General features: G+C 73.0%; 13 protein-coding genes. 6 read left to right on the forward strand and 7 right to left on the reverse strand.

Annotation, left to right across the window (positions count from 1 at the left end; genetic code table 11):
- Positions 1-70: 70 nt before the first annotated feature.
- Positions 71-2,212 carry a phenylacetic acid degradation bifunctional protein PaaZ gene (gene paaZ / locus ACUYMY_RS14480; RefSeq protein ID WP_481704232.1) on the reverse strand — a complete coding sequence of 714 codons (2,142 nt, stop codon included), beginning with the start codon at positions 2,210-2,212 and terminating at the stop codon, positions 71-73.
- 253 nt (positions 2,213-2,465) lie between these two features.
- Between paaZ and ACUYMY_RS14485 the strand changes: the two genes are divergently transcribed.
- Entirely contained in the window at positions 2,466-3,362 is an 897-nt protein-coding gene (locus tag ACUYMY_RS14485) for an SGNH/GDSL hydrolase family protein (RefSeq protein WP_481704233.1), read from the forward strand.
- A gap of 3 nt (positions 3,363-3,365) precedes the next feature.
- On the opposite strand, the gene ACUYMY_RS14490 is transcribed toward ACUYMY_RS14485, so the two are convergent.
- The 4 genes from ACUYMY_RS14490 to ACUYMY_RS14505 form a co-directional block, all read right to left on the reverse strand.
- Positions 3,366-4,091: a tyrosine-protein phosphatase gene (locus ACUYMY_RS14490; RefSeq protein ID WP_481704234.1), complete on the reverse strand. Its 726-nt coding sequence runs from the start codon at positions 4,089-4,091 to the stop codon at positions 3,366-3,368.
- Positions 4,092-4,520: 429 nt separating this feature from the next.
- On the reverse strand, positions 4,521-5,390 hold the full coding sequence (locus ACUYMY_RS14495; RefSeq protein ID WP_481704235.1) for a 3-hydroxyacyl-CoA dehydrogenase family protein: 870 nt from the start codon (positions 5,388-5,390) through the stop codon (positions 4,521-4,523).
- Positions 5,390-6,223, reverse strand: coding sequence for an enoyl-CoA hydratase/isomerase family protein (locus ACUYMY_RS14500; RefSeq protein WP_481704236.1), 834 nt, complete (start codon positions 6,221-6,223; stop codon positions 5,390-5,392). Before ACUYMY_RS14500 ends, ACUYMY_RS14495 begins: the two co-directional genes overlap by 1 nt.
- Positions 6,223-7,449 carry an acetyl-CoA C-acyltransferase gene (locus tag ACUYMY_RS14505; RefSeq protein WP_481704237.1) on the reverse strand — a complete coding sequence of 409 codons (1,227 nt, stop codon included), beginning with the start codon at positions 7,447-7,449 and terminating at the stop codon, positions 6,223-6,225. The genes ACUYMY_RS14500 and ACUYMY_RS14505 overlap by 1 nt, the downstream gene beginning before the upstream one ends.
- Positions 7,450-7,590: 141 nt before the next feature.
- Between ACUYMY_RS14505 and ACUYMY_RS14510 the strand changes: the two genes are divergently transcribed.
- Together ACUYMY_RS14510 and ACUYMY_RS14515 are read left to right on the forward strand one after the other, a co-directional pair.
- Positions 7,591-8,325 (forward strand): CPBP family intramembrane glutamic endopeptidase, encoded by a 735-nt coding sequence (locus ACUYMY_RS14510; RefSeq protein WP_481704238.1) that lies wholly within the window; start codon positions 7,591-7,593, stop codon positions 8,323-8,325.
- A gap of 79 nt (positions 8,326-8,404) precedes the next feature.
- Positions 8,405-9,109 (forward strand): YceI family protein, encoded by a 705-nt coding sequence (locus ACUYMY_RS14515; protein WP_481704239.1) that lies wholly within the window; start codon positions 8,405-8,407, stop codon positions 9,107-9,109.
- Here ACUYMY_RS14515 and ACUYMY_RS14520 read toward each other — a convergent pair.
- Positions 9,054-10,703 (reverse strand): ATP-binding cassette domain-containing protein, encoded by a 1,650-nt coding sequence (locus tag ACUYMY_RS14520; protein WP_481704240.1) that lies wholly within the window; start codon positions 10,701-10,703, stop codon positions 9,054-9,056. The two genes, ACUYMY_RS14515 and ACUYMY_RS14520, sit on opposite strands and share 56 nt — an antisense overlap.
- A 252-nt stretch (positions 10,704-10,955) precedes the next feature.
- Here ACUYMY_RS14520 and ACUYMY_RS14525 point away from each other — a divergent pair, with 252 nt between their 5' ends.
- Positions 10,956-11,393 carry a VOC family protein gene (locus ACUYMY_RS14525; protein WP_481704241.1) on the forward strand — a complete coding sequence of 146 codons (438 nt, stop codon included), beginning with the start codon at positions 10,956-10,958 and terminating at the stop codon, positions 11,391-11,393.
- A 4-nt stretch (positions 11,394-11,397) separates the two neighbouring features.
- On the opposite strand, the gene ACUYMY_RS14530 is transcribed toward ACUYMY_RS14525, so the two are convergent.
- Positions 11,398-12,750: an MBL fold metallo-hydrolase gene (locus tag ACUYMY_RS14530; protein ID WP_481704242.1), complete on the reverse strand. Its 1,353-nt coding sequence runs from the start codon at positions 12,748-12,750 to the stop codon at positions 11,398-11,400.
- Positions 12,751-12,797: 47 nt separating this feature from the next.
- Here ACUYMY_RS14530 and ACUYMY_RS14535 point away from each other — a divergent pair, with 47 nt between their 5' ends.
- Together ACUYMY_RS14535 and ACUYMY_RS14540 are read left to right on the forward strand one after the other, a co-directional pair.
- Positions 12,798-13,766 (forward strand): 1,4-dihydroxy-2-naphthoyl-CoA synthase, encoded by a 969-nt coding sequence (locus tag ACUYMY_RS14535; RefSeq protein WP_481704243.1) that lies wholly within the window; start codon positions 12,798-12,800, stop codon positions 13,764-13,766.
- Between the two features lie 11 nt (positions 13,767-13,777).
- Complete coding sequence (locus ACUYMY_RS14540; RefSeq protein WP_481704244.1) at positions 13,778-14,977, forward strand: AMP-binding protein; 1,200 nt, start codon at positions 13,778-13,780, stop codon at positions 14,975-14,977.
- Positions 14,978-14,996 lie beyond the last annotated feature (19 nt).

Here is a 14,996-nt window from a genome sequence, read left to right on the forward strand (position 1 = left end):
GACGCGGCCCATTTTAATCCCGGGGCACTCCTTAAGCGCCCCGCGGTCCAGCCCCGACGAGACCGTGTGGCTAGGCCTGCGGCCACTCCTTCGCCACGAGAGTGAGCACGTCATAGGTGGCCACGATCTCGTCGTCCTGGTTGGTCAGGACCGCGTCCCAGCGGACCTCGCCGTACTCGTCCGTGACGCGCGGGGTGATCTCCTTGGCCGTGAGCGTGACCCGGATCGAGTCCCCCGCGGGGACCGGCGTGATGAAGCGCAGGTTCTCGAGGCCGTAGTTGGCCAGGACCGGGCCGGGCTCGGGCGAGACGAACAGCCCCGCCGCCCAGCTCACGAGCAGGTAGCCGTGGGCCACGATGCCCGGGAAGAACGGGTTGGCCGCCGCGGCCTCCTCGTTCGTGTGGGCGTAGAAGGTGTCGCCGGTCTCGTTCGCGAAGGCGGTGATGTCCTCGAGGGTGACCTGGCGCAGGTCCGAGCGGACGGCGTCGCCGATCCGCAGCTCAGCGAGGGACTTGCGGAAGGGGTGCGCCGAGGGGTCCGCCGGGTCCGCGAGGCGCCGGTCCGCACCCGTGTGCCACACGCCCGTGACGGCCGTGAGCATGTTCGGGGAGCCCTGGAGGGCCGTGCGCTGCATGTGGTGCTTGACCGAGCGGATGCCGCCGAGCTCCTCGCCGCCGCCAGCGCGGCCGGGGCCGCCATGAACGAGGTGCGGGACCGGGGAACCGTGCCCGGTCGAGGTCTTGGCATCCTCGCGGTTGAGCATGAGCACGCGTCCGTGGTGCGCCGCGATGCCGGTCACGAGCGCCTGGGCGGTGGCCGGGTCGTTCGTGCACACCGAGGCCACGAGCGAGCCGGAGCCGAGCGCCGCGAGCTCGATGGCCTCCTCGAGGGAGGCATAGCCGACGACCGACGAGACCGGGCCGAACGCCTCGGTGCCGTGGAGGGCAGGGGCGCGGACGTCGTCCCACGTCAGGACGAGGGGCGACATGAACGCGCCGTCGGGCACGACCGTCCGCTCGCCGCTCGCGGTGAGCACCTCCGGGGCGTCGAGGGAGCCGACGGCGATCCGGCCGCCGGCCGCGACGAGCGACTCGACGGCCCCGCGGACGTCCTTGAGCTGGCCGAGCGAGGCGAGCGCGCCCATGGTCGCGCCCTCGGCGCGCGGGTCGCCGAGCACGACGCGCTCGCCCACGCGGGCGGCGATGGCGCTTACGACGGCGTCCACGAGCTCCGCGGGGACGATCGCCCGGCGGATCGCGGTGCACTTCTGGCCCGCCTTGACCGTCATCTCGGTGACCACGGACTTGACGAACGCCTCGAACTCGGGGGTGCCCGGGACGGCGTCGGGCCCCAGGATCGCGGCGTTGAGCGAGTCCGTCTCCGAGGTGAAGCGCACGCCGCCGTGCAGCACGTTGGGGTGCGACTTGAGCATGTTCGCCGTCGAGGCCGAGCCCGTGAACGAGACCATGTCGCGGTAGTCGAGCTCGTCGAGGAGGGTGCGGGCCGAGCCGGAGACGAGCTGGATCGAGCCCGCCGGGAGGATGCCAGACTCGACCATGAGCCGGACCATCGCCTCGGCCACGTAGCCGGTCGGGGTCGCGGGCTTGACGATCGTGGGGACGCCGGCGACGAAGGCCGGGGCGAACTTCTCGAGCATGCCCCACACCGGGAAGTTGAAGGCGTTGATCTGCACGGCGACGCCCGGGATGCGGGTGTAGATGTGCTCGCCGACGAAGGAGCCGTCGCGGGACAGGTTCTCCATGGGCCCGTCCACGATCACGTTCGTGTTGGGCAGCTCGCGGCGGCCCTTCGAGCCGAAGGTGAAGAGCACGCCGATGCCGCCGTCGACGTCGACCATCGAGTCGACCTTGGTCGCGCCGGTTCGGTACGAGAGCTCGTACACCTCGTCGCGGCGCGCGTTGAGGTACTGGGCGAGCTCCTTGAGCTTGAGGGCGCGCTCGTGGATGGTCAGCGCGCCGAGCTCCCTCTGGCCCACCGTGCGCGCGTGCTCGACCATGCCGGCGAGGTCGAGGCCGTCGGCGTTGACGACGGCGAGGAGCTCGCCTGTGCTGGCATCGCGAACCTCGGCACCGTGGGCGGCTCGTGCTCCCGCCGCTTCCTGGGCAGGGGTCCACCAGGCATCGCGGATGTAGCTGGGGACGACCATGGCAGATGCGGCGTCCGTGGCGGGGGCTTCCGGGGCAGTGGTCATCGTCGACGGATCCTTCTTCAGAGGCGAGGCTGGCTTCCGTGGGCCGCCCAATTACTGACCGGCCGTTCGGTAATGAACTAAGAATACACGCTCGGCCCGTGGAGGACGAGGGGCTTCTGCTCCGGCCCTGTACGCGCCCCCACGCGAGGGCGGAGGATGTCTCGGGTCTGGACCGACCGGCGCAGCGACCGGCGTCCGCGCGCTTTGGGGCGGCGCAGGTTCTGGTTGTGCCATGAGTACATCAGGAGTCGCCATGACCGCTCCCGCCCGGATCCGCCGGATCGGCGCCGCCGTCGCCGTCGTCCTTGCCACGGCCGGGGCCGCCCCCGCAAGCGCCGCCGCGCCCCCGCCCCTCGACTACGTGAACCTCGGCGACTCTTACTCGGCCGGCTGGGGCGCGAGCGCCCCGTCCTTCGAGCCCAATCCGGAGTACGCCGGGCTCGCGATCCAGTGCTTTGTCTCGGGGCCGGACCACGTGACGCTCCTCGACGCGCTGCGAGGGGTCGAGCTCGACGGCGACTACTCGTGCTCCGGGGCCCGGCTCGACAGGATCGTCTTCGAGGCCCAGCTGGCCGCGAGCCGCGGCGACCTGGGCCCGGCCACCGACCTCGTCACGCTGACGGCGGGCGGCAACGACCTGGGATTCGAGTCGATCCTGTGGCAATGCCTCGCGCTGAAGCAGGCCGGCGGCACGTGCGACGCGCTGTTCGACACGGTCGCGGCCGCGCTCCCGGCCTTCCGCGAGGGCGTCACCGCGACGGCCGCGACGCTGCGGGCGCTCGCCCCGAACGCCCGCATCGCCTGGGCCGGATACCCGCACCTGATCACCGCGGACCCCGCGGCGCCTCTCCCCGGAGCGGGAATCCTGAGCCTCGAGGAGGCGGCGGCCTTCAACGCCGCGATCAACGCGCTCAATGGTGCCATCGCCGCGGGCCTCGGCCCGGTCGCCAACACGCAGTTCGTCTCCGTCGTCGAGAAGTTCGCCGGTCACGAGCTCGGCACCGCGGATCCGTGGTTCACGCCGCTCGTGCTGGATCCGAACGATCCGGGCTCGCTGTTCAACCTGCACCCGAACGCGACTGGCTACGCCCGGGGCTACTACCCCGCCGTCGTGAGCCACGTGAAGCCCGCCCAGCTCCCGCGGCACTGAGGCTCAGCCGGCGAGCTTCGAGCGCACGGCGGCGAGCTCGGACCGGGTGAGGCCGTGCGCCAGGAGGTACCCCTCGACGTCGAGCCCGTCCGCGAAGCCGGTCAGCGCCTCGCGCCGGCCGGCGAGCAGCGGCGCGAGCTCGGCATCGTCATGGTAGCGCTCGTAGGGGTGCCGCACGGGGCTGATCCGGTGCCACTCGTTGATCCCGCGCACGCTCGCCTCGTCGTGCACGGCCGCCGCCTCGCGCGCCCCGCCGGGCGCCGCGAGCGCCAGGAGCATCGTCACGACCAGGCCGGTGCGGTCCCGCCCCGCCGAGCAGTGGAGCACGACGCCGGCGGGCGCCTCGGCGATCGCGCGGAAGACCGCGACGAGCCGCTCGGGGAAGAGCCTGACGATGTGGGCGTAGCCGTCGGGGTGGTTGAGGTAGGGCGGGACGCGGTCGGCGAACAGCTCGGCGTGCTCGGGATGCGCCGGGTCCTCGGTCGGGGCGTTGACGACGGCGATGCCCGCCGTCGCACCGGAGGGCACCTCGGGGTCGGTTGGGCGCCGGTGCTGCTCGCCCGGGTTGCGGAGGTCGATGACGGTGCGGATCCCGTCGTCGCGCATCTGCCGCCACCCGCGCTCGGTGAGCCACTCCCTGCGCCCCATCCGGAACACCTCCCCGCGCACGCGGCGGGCGTTGACCGCGCCCTCCCAGGCGACGGGCTCGAGCGGCTCGGCGGTGTCCATGCGGCCCAGCGTAGCCGCCCGCCGGGCGGGCAGCGGCGCCCCATCAGCGAGAGAGGTTTCTTCCCTCCCCGTTGCACGAGCGACATCTGGCGGAAACACCGGCTCCAGACACTGGAAGGACCCGGGAACTTGAGCCAGAAGGAGACCGACAGTGGCGTACGGCACCGAGCAGGCATCCACCAGCGAACCGAAGATCCTCGCCCTCACGGCCTGGGCGGGCTGGTGGACGGACGTTCCAGGAACGCCTCCCACTGTTCCCACCGATGGCTCACCCTCGAGGACAGCGCGGACGGGGGCCAGCCGCCCCTGAACCGAGGGGCCTGCATCGTCGGGAGGTGACCCCGCATCGTTGAGAGGTGACCCGCATCGTTGAGACGTGACCCCCCATCCCCCATGAAGGATGCGGGGTCAGGTCCCTGCGATGCGGGGTCAGGTCCAGTCGTAGAAGCCCTTGCCCGTCTTGCGGCCGAGCTCGCCCGCGGCGACCTTGTCGCGCAGGATCTGGGGCGGGGCGAAGCGCTCACCCAGCGTCGAATGCAGGTACTCGGCGATGCCCAGGCGCACGTCGAGGCCCACGATGTCGGTGGTCTTGAGCGGCCCGGTCGGGTGCTTGTAGCCCAGCACCATCGCGTTGTCGATGTCCTCGGCGGACGCGACGCCCTCCTCGACCATCCGCATGGCTTCGAGCGCGATGGCCACGCCGAGGCGTGAGGAGGCGAAGCCGGGAGCGTCGCGCACGACGACGGCCGTCTTGCCGAGCGCCTCGACCCAGCCGCGCGCGGCGGCCTCGGCCTCCGGGGACGTCTTCGCGGCGATGACGACCTCGATCAGGGTCGAGGCCGGGACGGGGTTGAAGAAGTGCAGGCCCAGGAACTGCTCGGGCCGGGCAAGGGACTCGGCCAGGCCCGTCACGGACAGGGACGAGGTGTTCGTGGCCAGGAACGCGTGCGGGTTCAGCTCGCGCTCGACGGCGGTCAGCGCCGTCGTCTTCAGCTCCCGGTCCTCGGGGACCGCCTCCACGACGAGGTCGCACAGGGAGAAGTCCGCGTAGTCGGTGCTCGTGGCGAACGACGTGAGGATCTCCGCGGCGGAGGACTCGACACCGCCGCGCTCGATGCTCTTGGCCACCGAGGCCTCGACCCGCTCCCGGGCCCCGGCGGCGGCGTCGTCGTCGCGCTCGACGACGACGACCTTCGCCCCGCCCATGAGGAACGCGTGCGCGATGCCGGCGCCCATGCGCCCGCCGCCGAGGACTCCGACGCGCTTCGGGAGGCCCTCGGCCAGGTTGATCGTGCCCATCACTGCTTCCCGTCCCTGGTCTTGTTCCTGCTCTTGTCCAAAAACGCCTGCATCCTGTCGAACTTGGCCTGGGACTCGAAGAGCATCCCCTGGGCCAGGGTGTCGATGAGCGGGTGGACCTCCCGCGGGGTGTGGAAGACGGCCTTCGAGATCCGGACCGCGAGCGGATCCTGCGCGGCGATGCGGTCCGCGAGCGCGTGCGCGGCGGGCAGGAGCTGCTCGGGCTCGACGAGCTCGGTCACGAGGCCCGCGTCGAGGCACTCCTGTCCGGTCAGCACGCGGCCCGCGAGCAGGACCTCCTTCGCGAGAGGCTCGCCGACGAGCTCGCGCAGCCGCCACGTCGCCCCGGCCGCGGCCATGATCCCGAGGCCCGTCTCCGGGTTGCCCATCCGCAGCGACGGGGTGCCGATGCGGAAGTCGGCCGCGTAGGCCAGCTCGGCGCCGCCGCCCAGGGCGTAGCCCTCCAGCGCGGCGATGACCGGCATCGGCAGCTTCGCGATCCGGTCGAAGACCGTGGAGTTGATCCCGGCCAGCGCGTCGTCGCGGCGCCGCTCGCGCAGCTGGGCGATGTCCGCCCCGGAGGCGAAGATGCCCTTCGCCCCGCCGTCCCGGTCCGCGGCGGTCCCGGAGAGGATGAGGACCTTGGGATGCGCCTCGAGGTGCGCGCAGACCGCGTGCAGCTCGTCCACCATGACCTGGTCGATCGCGTTGCGGACCTCGGGCCGGTGCAGCGTCGCATGCAGCCGGTCCGCGCCCTCGGCGATGCGCAGCGTCGTGAAGCCGGAGGCGTCAAGGCGCGGAGCGCCGTCGTCCTGAATCGGTTCGGCGGCCATCAGAGGCCCTCGACGAGCAGCGCGGTGCCCTGCCCGACGCCGACGCACATCGTCGCGAGGCCGAGCCTCCGGCTCCCGCCTGAGAGCTCGCGGTCCATCCGGCCGAGAAGGGTCACGACGAGCCGCGACCCCGAGGAGCCGAGCGGGTGGCCGAGGGCGATCGCGCCGCCGTCGGCGTTGACGATGTCCTGGTCGAGCTTGAGCTCGCGCATGACGGCGAGAGACTGGGAGGCGAACGCCTCGTTGAGCTCGACGGCGCCGAGGTCCCCGACGGACAGGCCCGCGCGGTCCAGGACCTTCTGCGTGGCCGGGACCGGGCCGATGCCCATGACCTCCGGCGCGACGCCCGCCGAGGCGCCCTCGAGGATCCGGGCGCGCGGGGCCAGGCCGTACTTCTCCACGGCGCCCTCGGAGGCGACGACGATCGCCGAGGCCCCGTCGTTGAGGGACGAGGCGTTGCCGGCGGTCACGACGGAGCCGCCCTTGACGACGGGCCGCAGCCCGGCGAGGACCTCCGCCGTCGTGCCCGGCCGCGGCCCCTCGTCGGTGTCGACGACGGTCTGGGCGCCCTTCTTCCCGGTCACCGTCACGGGGACGATCTCCTCGGCGAAGCGGCCCGCCTCGATCGCGGCCAGGGCCCGCTCGTGCGAGCGGACCGCGAACGCGTCGCAGTCCTCGCGGGACGTCCCGTAGACCCGTGCGACCTCCTCGGCGGTCTCGGGCATCGAGAACGTGGCCTTGCCGTCGCGGGAGAGCTCCCCGGAGAGGAAGGCCGGGTTGGTGAAGCGCCACCCGATCGAGGTGTCGAACACGGCCCCGGGCTTGGCGAACGCCGCCGCGGGCTTCTCCATGACCCACGGCGCGCGGGACATCGACTCGACGCCGCCCGCGACCACGAGGTCCGCGGCGCCGGCCTTGACCATGTGGCTCGCCATGATGATCGCCGAGAGGCCCGATGCGCACAGCCTGTTCACCGTGATGCCCGGGACGCTGTCCGGGTACCCGGCCAGGAGCCACGCCATCCGCGCGACGTTCCGGTTCTCCTCGCCCGCGCCGTTCGCGTTGCCCAGGATGACCTCGTCCACCGCGGCGGGGTCGATGCCCGCGCGCTCGACGGCGGCCCGGACGGTGAGTGCCGCGAGGTCGTCGGGACGGACGGAGGAGAGCGAGCCGCCGTAGCGCCCCACCGGGGTGCGCGCGCCGCCGATCAGAAAGGCCTCAGCCATGTGCACTTCCTTATGCATAGTCCTCGAGCGTGGGCGTCGGCACCGACATTAGTTACCGACCGTTCGTTCTATAAAGATTCTCACCCTGCCCTCTCCGGGTCAACCCGGAACGGGGCAGATCCCCTGTTCGTTGACTCGACGATGCTGCCACGTTCGACCTCCGCACCCGCTAGGCCGCGCCGCTTCGGCCGCTACACGGCACTGGACGGCCTCGCCGTCCTGCTGTACCTGGCCCTGCCGCTGGCCGCCGCGCTGCTGCCCCTCAGCCAGCTCGCCGCGGTGGCCGCCGATCCGACCGCAGCGACGTTCCTGCTCAACCTCGGCGTCTACGGGGTCGTGTTCGTCGTCGCGCTGCTCGCCGCCCGGCAGTATGTGGCGCGCGACCTGCGGATCCTCGGAACGCGGCCGTGGTTCACCCTCGGCGTCCTGCCGCTCATGCTCGTGGCGATGCTCATCGTGACCGTCCTCGTCGTCATGCTCGCCGGCGGGGTCCAGGTCTCCGTCAACCAGACAGGGCTCGAGGACATGGCCCAGCAGGTGCCCTGGTACCTCACGGCGCCGCTGCTCATCCTCATCGGGCCCTTCGTCGAGGAGTACATCTTCCGCCACCTCCTCATCGGCAAGCTGAGCCTCTACGTCAACCGGTGGATCTGCTACACCGCCTCGGTGCTCCTGTTCGCGGCGCTGCACATCGCCGGCCGAGAGGCCATCACCTTCCAGTCGCTCGCGCCGTACCTGGGCCTCGGGCTCGTGCTGGTCTTCGCGTACGCGTGGACGGCGAACAACCTCATGTTCAGCTTCTTCCTGCACGCGCTCAAGAACGCCCTGAGCGTGGTCCTCATGTACTCGTTGGACCTCTCCTCGCTCGCACAGTAGGCGCACAGGCACCGGCGGGAACCACTCCGTGCCCCTGCCCGTGGATCACGTGAAGCGTCAACCTACGTGAGGGGATTCCGTGACCAAGAAACGCAGACTCTGGCTCCTGATCGGGCTGCTCGGGGCCGTCGTCGCCGTCGTCGCCGTCGTCGCCGGGCCGCGCATCTACGCCGCGATGCAGCCCGAAGCCAGGGCTCCGCTCTCCGTGTCCAGCCCCACGGCAAGCTCCCCGACGCTCCTCGCGACGACTGCCGAGCGCCCCACCGCCGAGGACAACGGCACGTGGAACGTCGCCTCCGGCTCCCAGGCCGGCTACCGCATCGACGAGGTGCTCAACGGCGCCGACGTGACCGTCGTCGGCCGCACCGAGAAGGTCGGCGGCACGGCGACGGTGGCCGACGGCGTCCTGACGGCGGCGACGGTCGTCGTCGACGTCGCGAGCATCACGACCGACAGCGGCAACCGCGACAGCTACTTCCGCTCGACGGCCCTGCGCACGAGCCAGTTCCCGACGGCGACCTTCACGCTCGGGACCCCGGTCACCCTGCCCCAGATCGGGGCGAACCCGGTCCAGGTCCCCGTCGCCGGCACGCTCGAGCTCGCGGGCCAGAAGCGCGACGTGACCGCGACGCTGTCCGTGGTGCGCGGCGGCGAGCGCGTCTCCGCCTCGGGCTCGATCCCCGTGACCGTCTCCGACTACGGCATCCAGGCCCCGGACCTCGGCTTCGTCAAGGTCGAGCCGGCCGGGCAGGTCGAGTTCCTGGTCCACCTCGAGCAGCCGTGAGCCGCAGCTCGCGCCCGCCCTCGAGACGCGAGAACCAGCGCCCGAGGGCACGGTCGTGGCTCGCGATGACGAGCGTGCCGCGGTAGCTCTCGAGGGCCGCCTCGAGCTCACCCACGAGCAGCGGCGCGAGGTGGTTGGTCGGCTCGTCGAGGAGCAGGAGCTCGGCGTGGCCGGCGAGCAGGCGCGCCAGCGCGAGGCGCCGGTACTGCCCGGCCGAGAGCGACCCGACCGGCACGAAGAAGTCCTGCACCCTGAACAGGCCCACGTGCAGGAGCCGCTCGGCGTGCTCGTCGAGGTCGCCGGGGAGGCCCGCCGCGTAGGCCGCGAGCAGGCGCGCGTGCGGGTCCGCGGGCGGCGGCAGCTCCTGGGCGAGGAGGGCGACGGCGGCCCGCCGCGGGCCGCGGGGCGACTCCCCTTCGCTGGGTGCCGTCCCTTCGCCCACCGCCGACCGGACGGAGCCCCCATGCGGGATCGCGCCCGCGAGGACGCCGAGCAGGGTCGACTTGCCCACCCCGTTGGGCCCCGTGACGAGCAGCCGCTCCCCCGGCCCGAGCTCGAGGTCCACCGGCTCGAGCCTGCCCGGGACCGACGCGCCCTCGACGGACACGGCCGCGCCCTCCTCGACCTCGAAGGCGGCCGCGAGGTGCAGGGGCCGGGGCGGGGGCATGACCGGCGCAGCCTCGAGCCGCCGGAGCCGCTCGCGGGCCGAGCGGATCTGGCTCTCGACCGCCGCGCTGACCCGCTGGCCGAAGTAGTTGAACCCGGACTTGTCCTTGTCCGTCATGCGCCCGTAGGCGACGCGGCCGGTCACGGCGGCGGCCTTGGCCCGCTCGTGCTCCTTGGCCGCGACCCACTCGGCGTACTCGTGCTCCCAGGCCCGCCGCTCGGCGGCCTTCGCGGCCCGGTACCCGCCGTAGCCGGTCCCGTAGCGGCGCACGGCGCGCCGGTCGGCGTCGACCTCGAGGACCACGCGGGCGAAGCGCTCGAGGAAGTCGCGGTCGTGCGAAACGGCCACGACGATCCCGCTGCGCGCCGCGAGCTCCGCCTCGAGCCACGCGAGCGCCGCGGCGTCGAGGTGGTTGGTCGGCTCGTCGAGCAGCAGGATCGGGGCCGGGTCCGCGAGCGCGAGGGCCAGGCACACGCGCTCGGCCTCCCCGCCGGAGAGGCTCCCGAGGGTGCGGTCGGCCTCCTCGCGCGCGAGGCGGCCGACGCCGAGCCGCTCGAGCGCGATGGACGCCCGGACCCGCGCCTCGAGCTCCCCCTCCGGGATGTGCGCGTCCGGTGTGTGCGCGGCCGCTGCCGACGCCTCGGCGAGAAGCCCGCCCACGGTCGCGCCGGCGTCGTACGTCTGGGCGAGCCGGGAGACGCGCCCGTGCACGGCGACGGTGCCCGCGTCGGGGCGCTCGACGCCGGCGAGGAGCCGCAGGAGCGTCGACTTGCCGGCGCCGTTCTCGCCGACGACGGCGATCCGCTCGCCGTCGGCGACGACGAGGTCCACGCCGTCGAGGAGGAGCCGGTCGCCGTAGCCGTGGGAGACGCCGGTGACGGTGACGTGCACGGCGGTCTGGTGGGTGTGCTGAAGAGGTGCGGTCATGGTCTGGCCTCGCTTCATCAAGCTCACGGGCTCGCGCGGGCACGCGCCGAGCCCGGGCGGACAGGGGTCGGGGAAGCGGATCAGCGGACCATGCGTTCTAGGGTCCCGGGACGCCACTGGCGTGTCAAGCAGGCGCCGCGCGAGTCAAGCAGGCACTCATGTGGAGTCACGCGCGGTCACCGAAGGTCACAGCGGACGGCCCCTGTCCTCGGGCGCCTTCCGATGTCACCGCGCGAAACCTACCGTGGGGTCATGGCGTACAGAATCCAGGTGGCCGTCGACTGCCACGACCCGCATGCCCAGGCCGACTGGTGGGCCGAGACCCTCGGCTGGATCGTCGAGCCGACGGACGAGGCCTTCATCCGCAGCATGATCGAGGCCGGCCACGCGACCGAGGCGGACACCACGGTGCACCGCGGCCGGCTCGTCTGGGTGGACGGGGCGGCGATCTGCCCGCCCGACGAGGTGGGCCAGAAGGGCCGGCAGCGCATACTCTTCCAGCCCGTGCCCGAGCCCAAGACGGTGAAGGACCGCATCCACCTCGACATCAACCTCGACGGGGACGACAAGGACGAGGTCCGCTCCAGGCTCGAGTCCCGCGGCGCGGAGTTCCTGTGGGAGGCCCGCCAGGGCCCGCACTCGTGGTACACGATGGCGGACCCCGAGGGGAACGAGTTCTGCATCTCGTGAGCCGCTAGCGCTCGATCGGCACCCCGAGCTCTCCCGCGCGCTCGAAGCGGGCGTCGACGAGCACGACGTCGCGCCCCTCCCTCGCGAGCAGGCTCGCCGCGACCCCCGCCCGGTACCCCGACGTGCAGTGGACCCAGACGCGCCCGGGCGGCACGTCGTCGAGCCGCCCGAGCAGCTCGTGCAGGGGGACGTTGACCGATCCCGCGACGTGCCCCTCCGCATGCTCCTCGACCCTGCGGACGTCGAGGACGACGTCGCCCTCCAGCCTGCCGCTCGCGAGCTCCTCCCAGCCGGTGCGGGGGAAGGACGCGAGCTCCGCGCCCGGGACGAGGGCGCCCGGGTCCTCGCCGAGGGCCGCATCCGGGGAGTCGATGCCGATCCGGGTCAGGTCCCGCACGGCCTTCTCGACGTCCCCGCGCGGGCCGACGAGCGTGAGCTTCTGGCCCCACGGGATGACCCAGCCGACGTAGGCGGTGAAGCTCGTCCCGCGCCCGTACTCGAAGCTCACGCTCCCGCGCAGGTGGCTGCTCGCGAAGGCCACGCGCCGGCGCACGTCGATGACCCACTCGCCCGCCTCGAGGCGGTGCCCGAGCTCGTGCGCGTCGAGCGGCTCGGGGACCGCGAGCCGCGCGGGCCCGGGGCCATGGGCGTTGAGCGGGGCCATGTGGGCGTAGTACGCGGGATAGGCCGTGAGGTTCGCGAGGAGCTCGGCGACGAAGTGGTCCTCGTCCGGGTCGGTGAGCGCGTGGTTGGCGCGCAGCTGCTCGCCGACGGTCGAGGAATCGGCCCGTGCCGCGGGCCCGATCGAGCAGAAGGACCCGAAGCCGTGGGTGGGGTACAGCTCGGCGTCGGGCCCGGCCTCGTCCGCGAGGCGGCGCACCGAGGCGTACTGGTCGCGCGCCAGGCCCTCCGTGTCCCCGGGCGCGACGAGGTCCGTGCGGCCCACCGAGCCATAGAGCAGGCTCCCGCCGGAGAACACCGCGGTCCTGCCGCCGCCGCGGACGATGTAGGCGACGTGGTGGTGGGTGTGCCCGGGGGTCGCGAGGGCCGTGACGGAGAGGGCGCCCACGCGGAACTCCTGCCGGTCCGCGACCGGCTCGCGCTCGTAGGCGACCTGCTCCTCGGCCCCGACGAGGTAGGCCGCCGCGTGGGCGCGGGCAAGGACGAGCCCGCCCGTGAGGTAGTCGTTGTGCAGGTGGGTCTCGGCGACGTGCGTGATCCGCACGCCCGCGGCCCGCGCGGCCTCCTCGATCCGGTCCGTGTCCCGCTGCGGGTCGACGACGAGCGCGACCTCGCCGTCGTGGACCAGGTAGCTGCGGTCCCCGAGCTGGGGTGTGTCGACGGCCACGACCTCCATGCGACCATCGTCCACCCGCCCGGCGGGCCCGACTAGACTCTCTAGACGTGACCCCCGCACAGACTGAACTGCCAGGCCTCCCCGAGAAAGTCTCCGACACCTTCGACCCGAGCCGCTGGCGTGAGGTCGAGGGGTTCGGCTTCGAGGACCTCACCTACCACCGGCAGGTCGAGCGGGACGCCTCCGGCGCCGTCGTCCGCGACCTGCCCACGGTGCGGATCGCCTTCGACCGGCCCGAGGTGCGCAACGCCTTCCGCCCCAGCACCGTGGACGAGCTCTACCGCGCGATGGACCACGCTCGCATGACGCCGGATGTCGCCACGGTGCTCCTGACGGGCAACGGCCCCTCCCCCCGGGACGGCGGCCACGCCTTCTGCTCCGGCGGGGACCAGCGCATCCGCGGCCGCGAGGGCTACAAGTACGCGTCGGGGGAGACAGCCGAGACGATCGACCCGGCCCGCGCCGGCCGGCTGCACATCCTCGAGGTCCAGCGGCTCATGCGGACCATGCCCAAGGTGGTCATCGCCGTCGTCAACGGCTGGGCCGCCGGCGGCGGGCACTCGCTGCACGTCGTCGCGGACCTCACGATCGCGAGCCGCGAGCACGGGAAGTTCAAGCAGACCGACGCGACCGTCGGATCGTTCGACGCCGGCTACGGCTCGGCGCTCCTGGCCCGCCAGATCGGGCAGAAGCGAGCCCGCGAGATCTTCTTCCTCGCCCGAGAGTACTCGGCCGAGGACATGGTCGCGATGGGCGCCGTGAACGAGGCCGTGGACCACGCGCGGCTCGAGGAGGTCGCGCTCGAGTACGCCGCGGACATCGCCCGCCAGTCGCCCCAGGCCATGCGCATGCTCAAGTTCGCCTTCAACCTCGCCGACGACGGGCTCGCCGGCCAGCAGGTCTTCGCGGGCGAGGCGACTCGCCTCGCGTACATGACGGACGAGGCCGTCGAGGGCCGCGACGCGTTCCTCGCCAAGCGCGAGCCCGACTGGACCCCGTTCCCCTACTACTTCTAGAGGCGCCGGCCGTGAACCTGAACCCAGTGCTCACCGCCCTCGCCGCCGCGCTCGCGGGAGAGGGCCCCGCCGTCGAGTTCGGCCCCGCGGGAGGGGCCTCGGGCAGCGCGTTCGCCGGCGCCGCGGACGACGCCGCGTGGCGGCTCTGGCGCCCGTCGCAGGCCGCCGCCGGGCTGCCCGAGGGGACGGCCGTCGTCGTGCGCACCTCCGGCTCGACCGGCGCGCCCAAGGCGACGGCCCTCACAGTCGACGCGCTCGCGGCCTCCTCGATGGGCACCGCGATCGCGCTCAGGGGCGAGGGCCAGTGGCTGCTCGCCCTGCCGCTCGAGTACGTCGCGGGCGTCCAGGTCCTCGTCCGCTCGCTCTTCGCGGGCACGCGCCCATGGCCCATGGACCTCTCGGAGGGCTTCACGCCGGAGGCCTTCGCCGAGGCGGCCGAGCAGCTCACCGACCCCATCCGCTACACCTCGCTCGTGCCCACGCAGCTGCGGCGGCTCCTCGACGACGCGTCCCCGCGCGTCATGGCCGCCCTGCGGCGCTTCAACGCCGTCCTGCTCGGCGGCGCCCCGATCCCCCCACGGCTGCTCGAGCGGGCGCGCGAGGAGGACGTGCACGTCGTGACGACCTACGGCTCCGCGGAGACGTGCGGCGGCTGCGTGTACGACGGCGAGCCGCTCGAGGGCGTCGAGGTCGAGCTCGTGGACGGTCGCGTGTGGCTCGGCGGCGCCGTCGTCGCGGCCGGCTACGTGGGCGACCCTGAGCGCACGGCCGAGCACTTCCGCACCGACGAGGGCGGCATGCGCTGGTACGTGAGCTCGGATCTGGGGGAGGTGGACGACGACGGGCGCCTCCACGTGCTCGGGCGCGCGGACGACGTCGTGATCACCGGCGGCGTGAAGGCCTCCGCCGCGCGGGTCGCGGCCGAGCTCGAGGCCCTGGCCGCGGTGCGCGAGGCGTTCGTCGCGGGCGTGGACGACCCGGAGTGGGGCCAGGCCCTCGCGGCCGCGGTGGTGCTCGCCCCGGAGGCGGACCTGACCGCGGTCCGGGCCGACGCCGTCGTGCGCCTGGGCCGCCTCGCGCCCAAGGTGTGGGTCGTGCTCGAGGCCCTCCCGCACCTCGCGACGGGCAAGCCCGACCGCGCGGCCCTGGCCGAGCTCCTGCGCTCGGCGCAACGCTCCGCGCAGCGCTCCGCAGACCATCCGGAGCCATGAGCCACGCAACCACGCCCTC

Source organism: Sinomonas sp. T428B, from assembly GCF_056780155.1.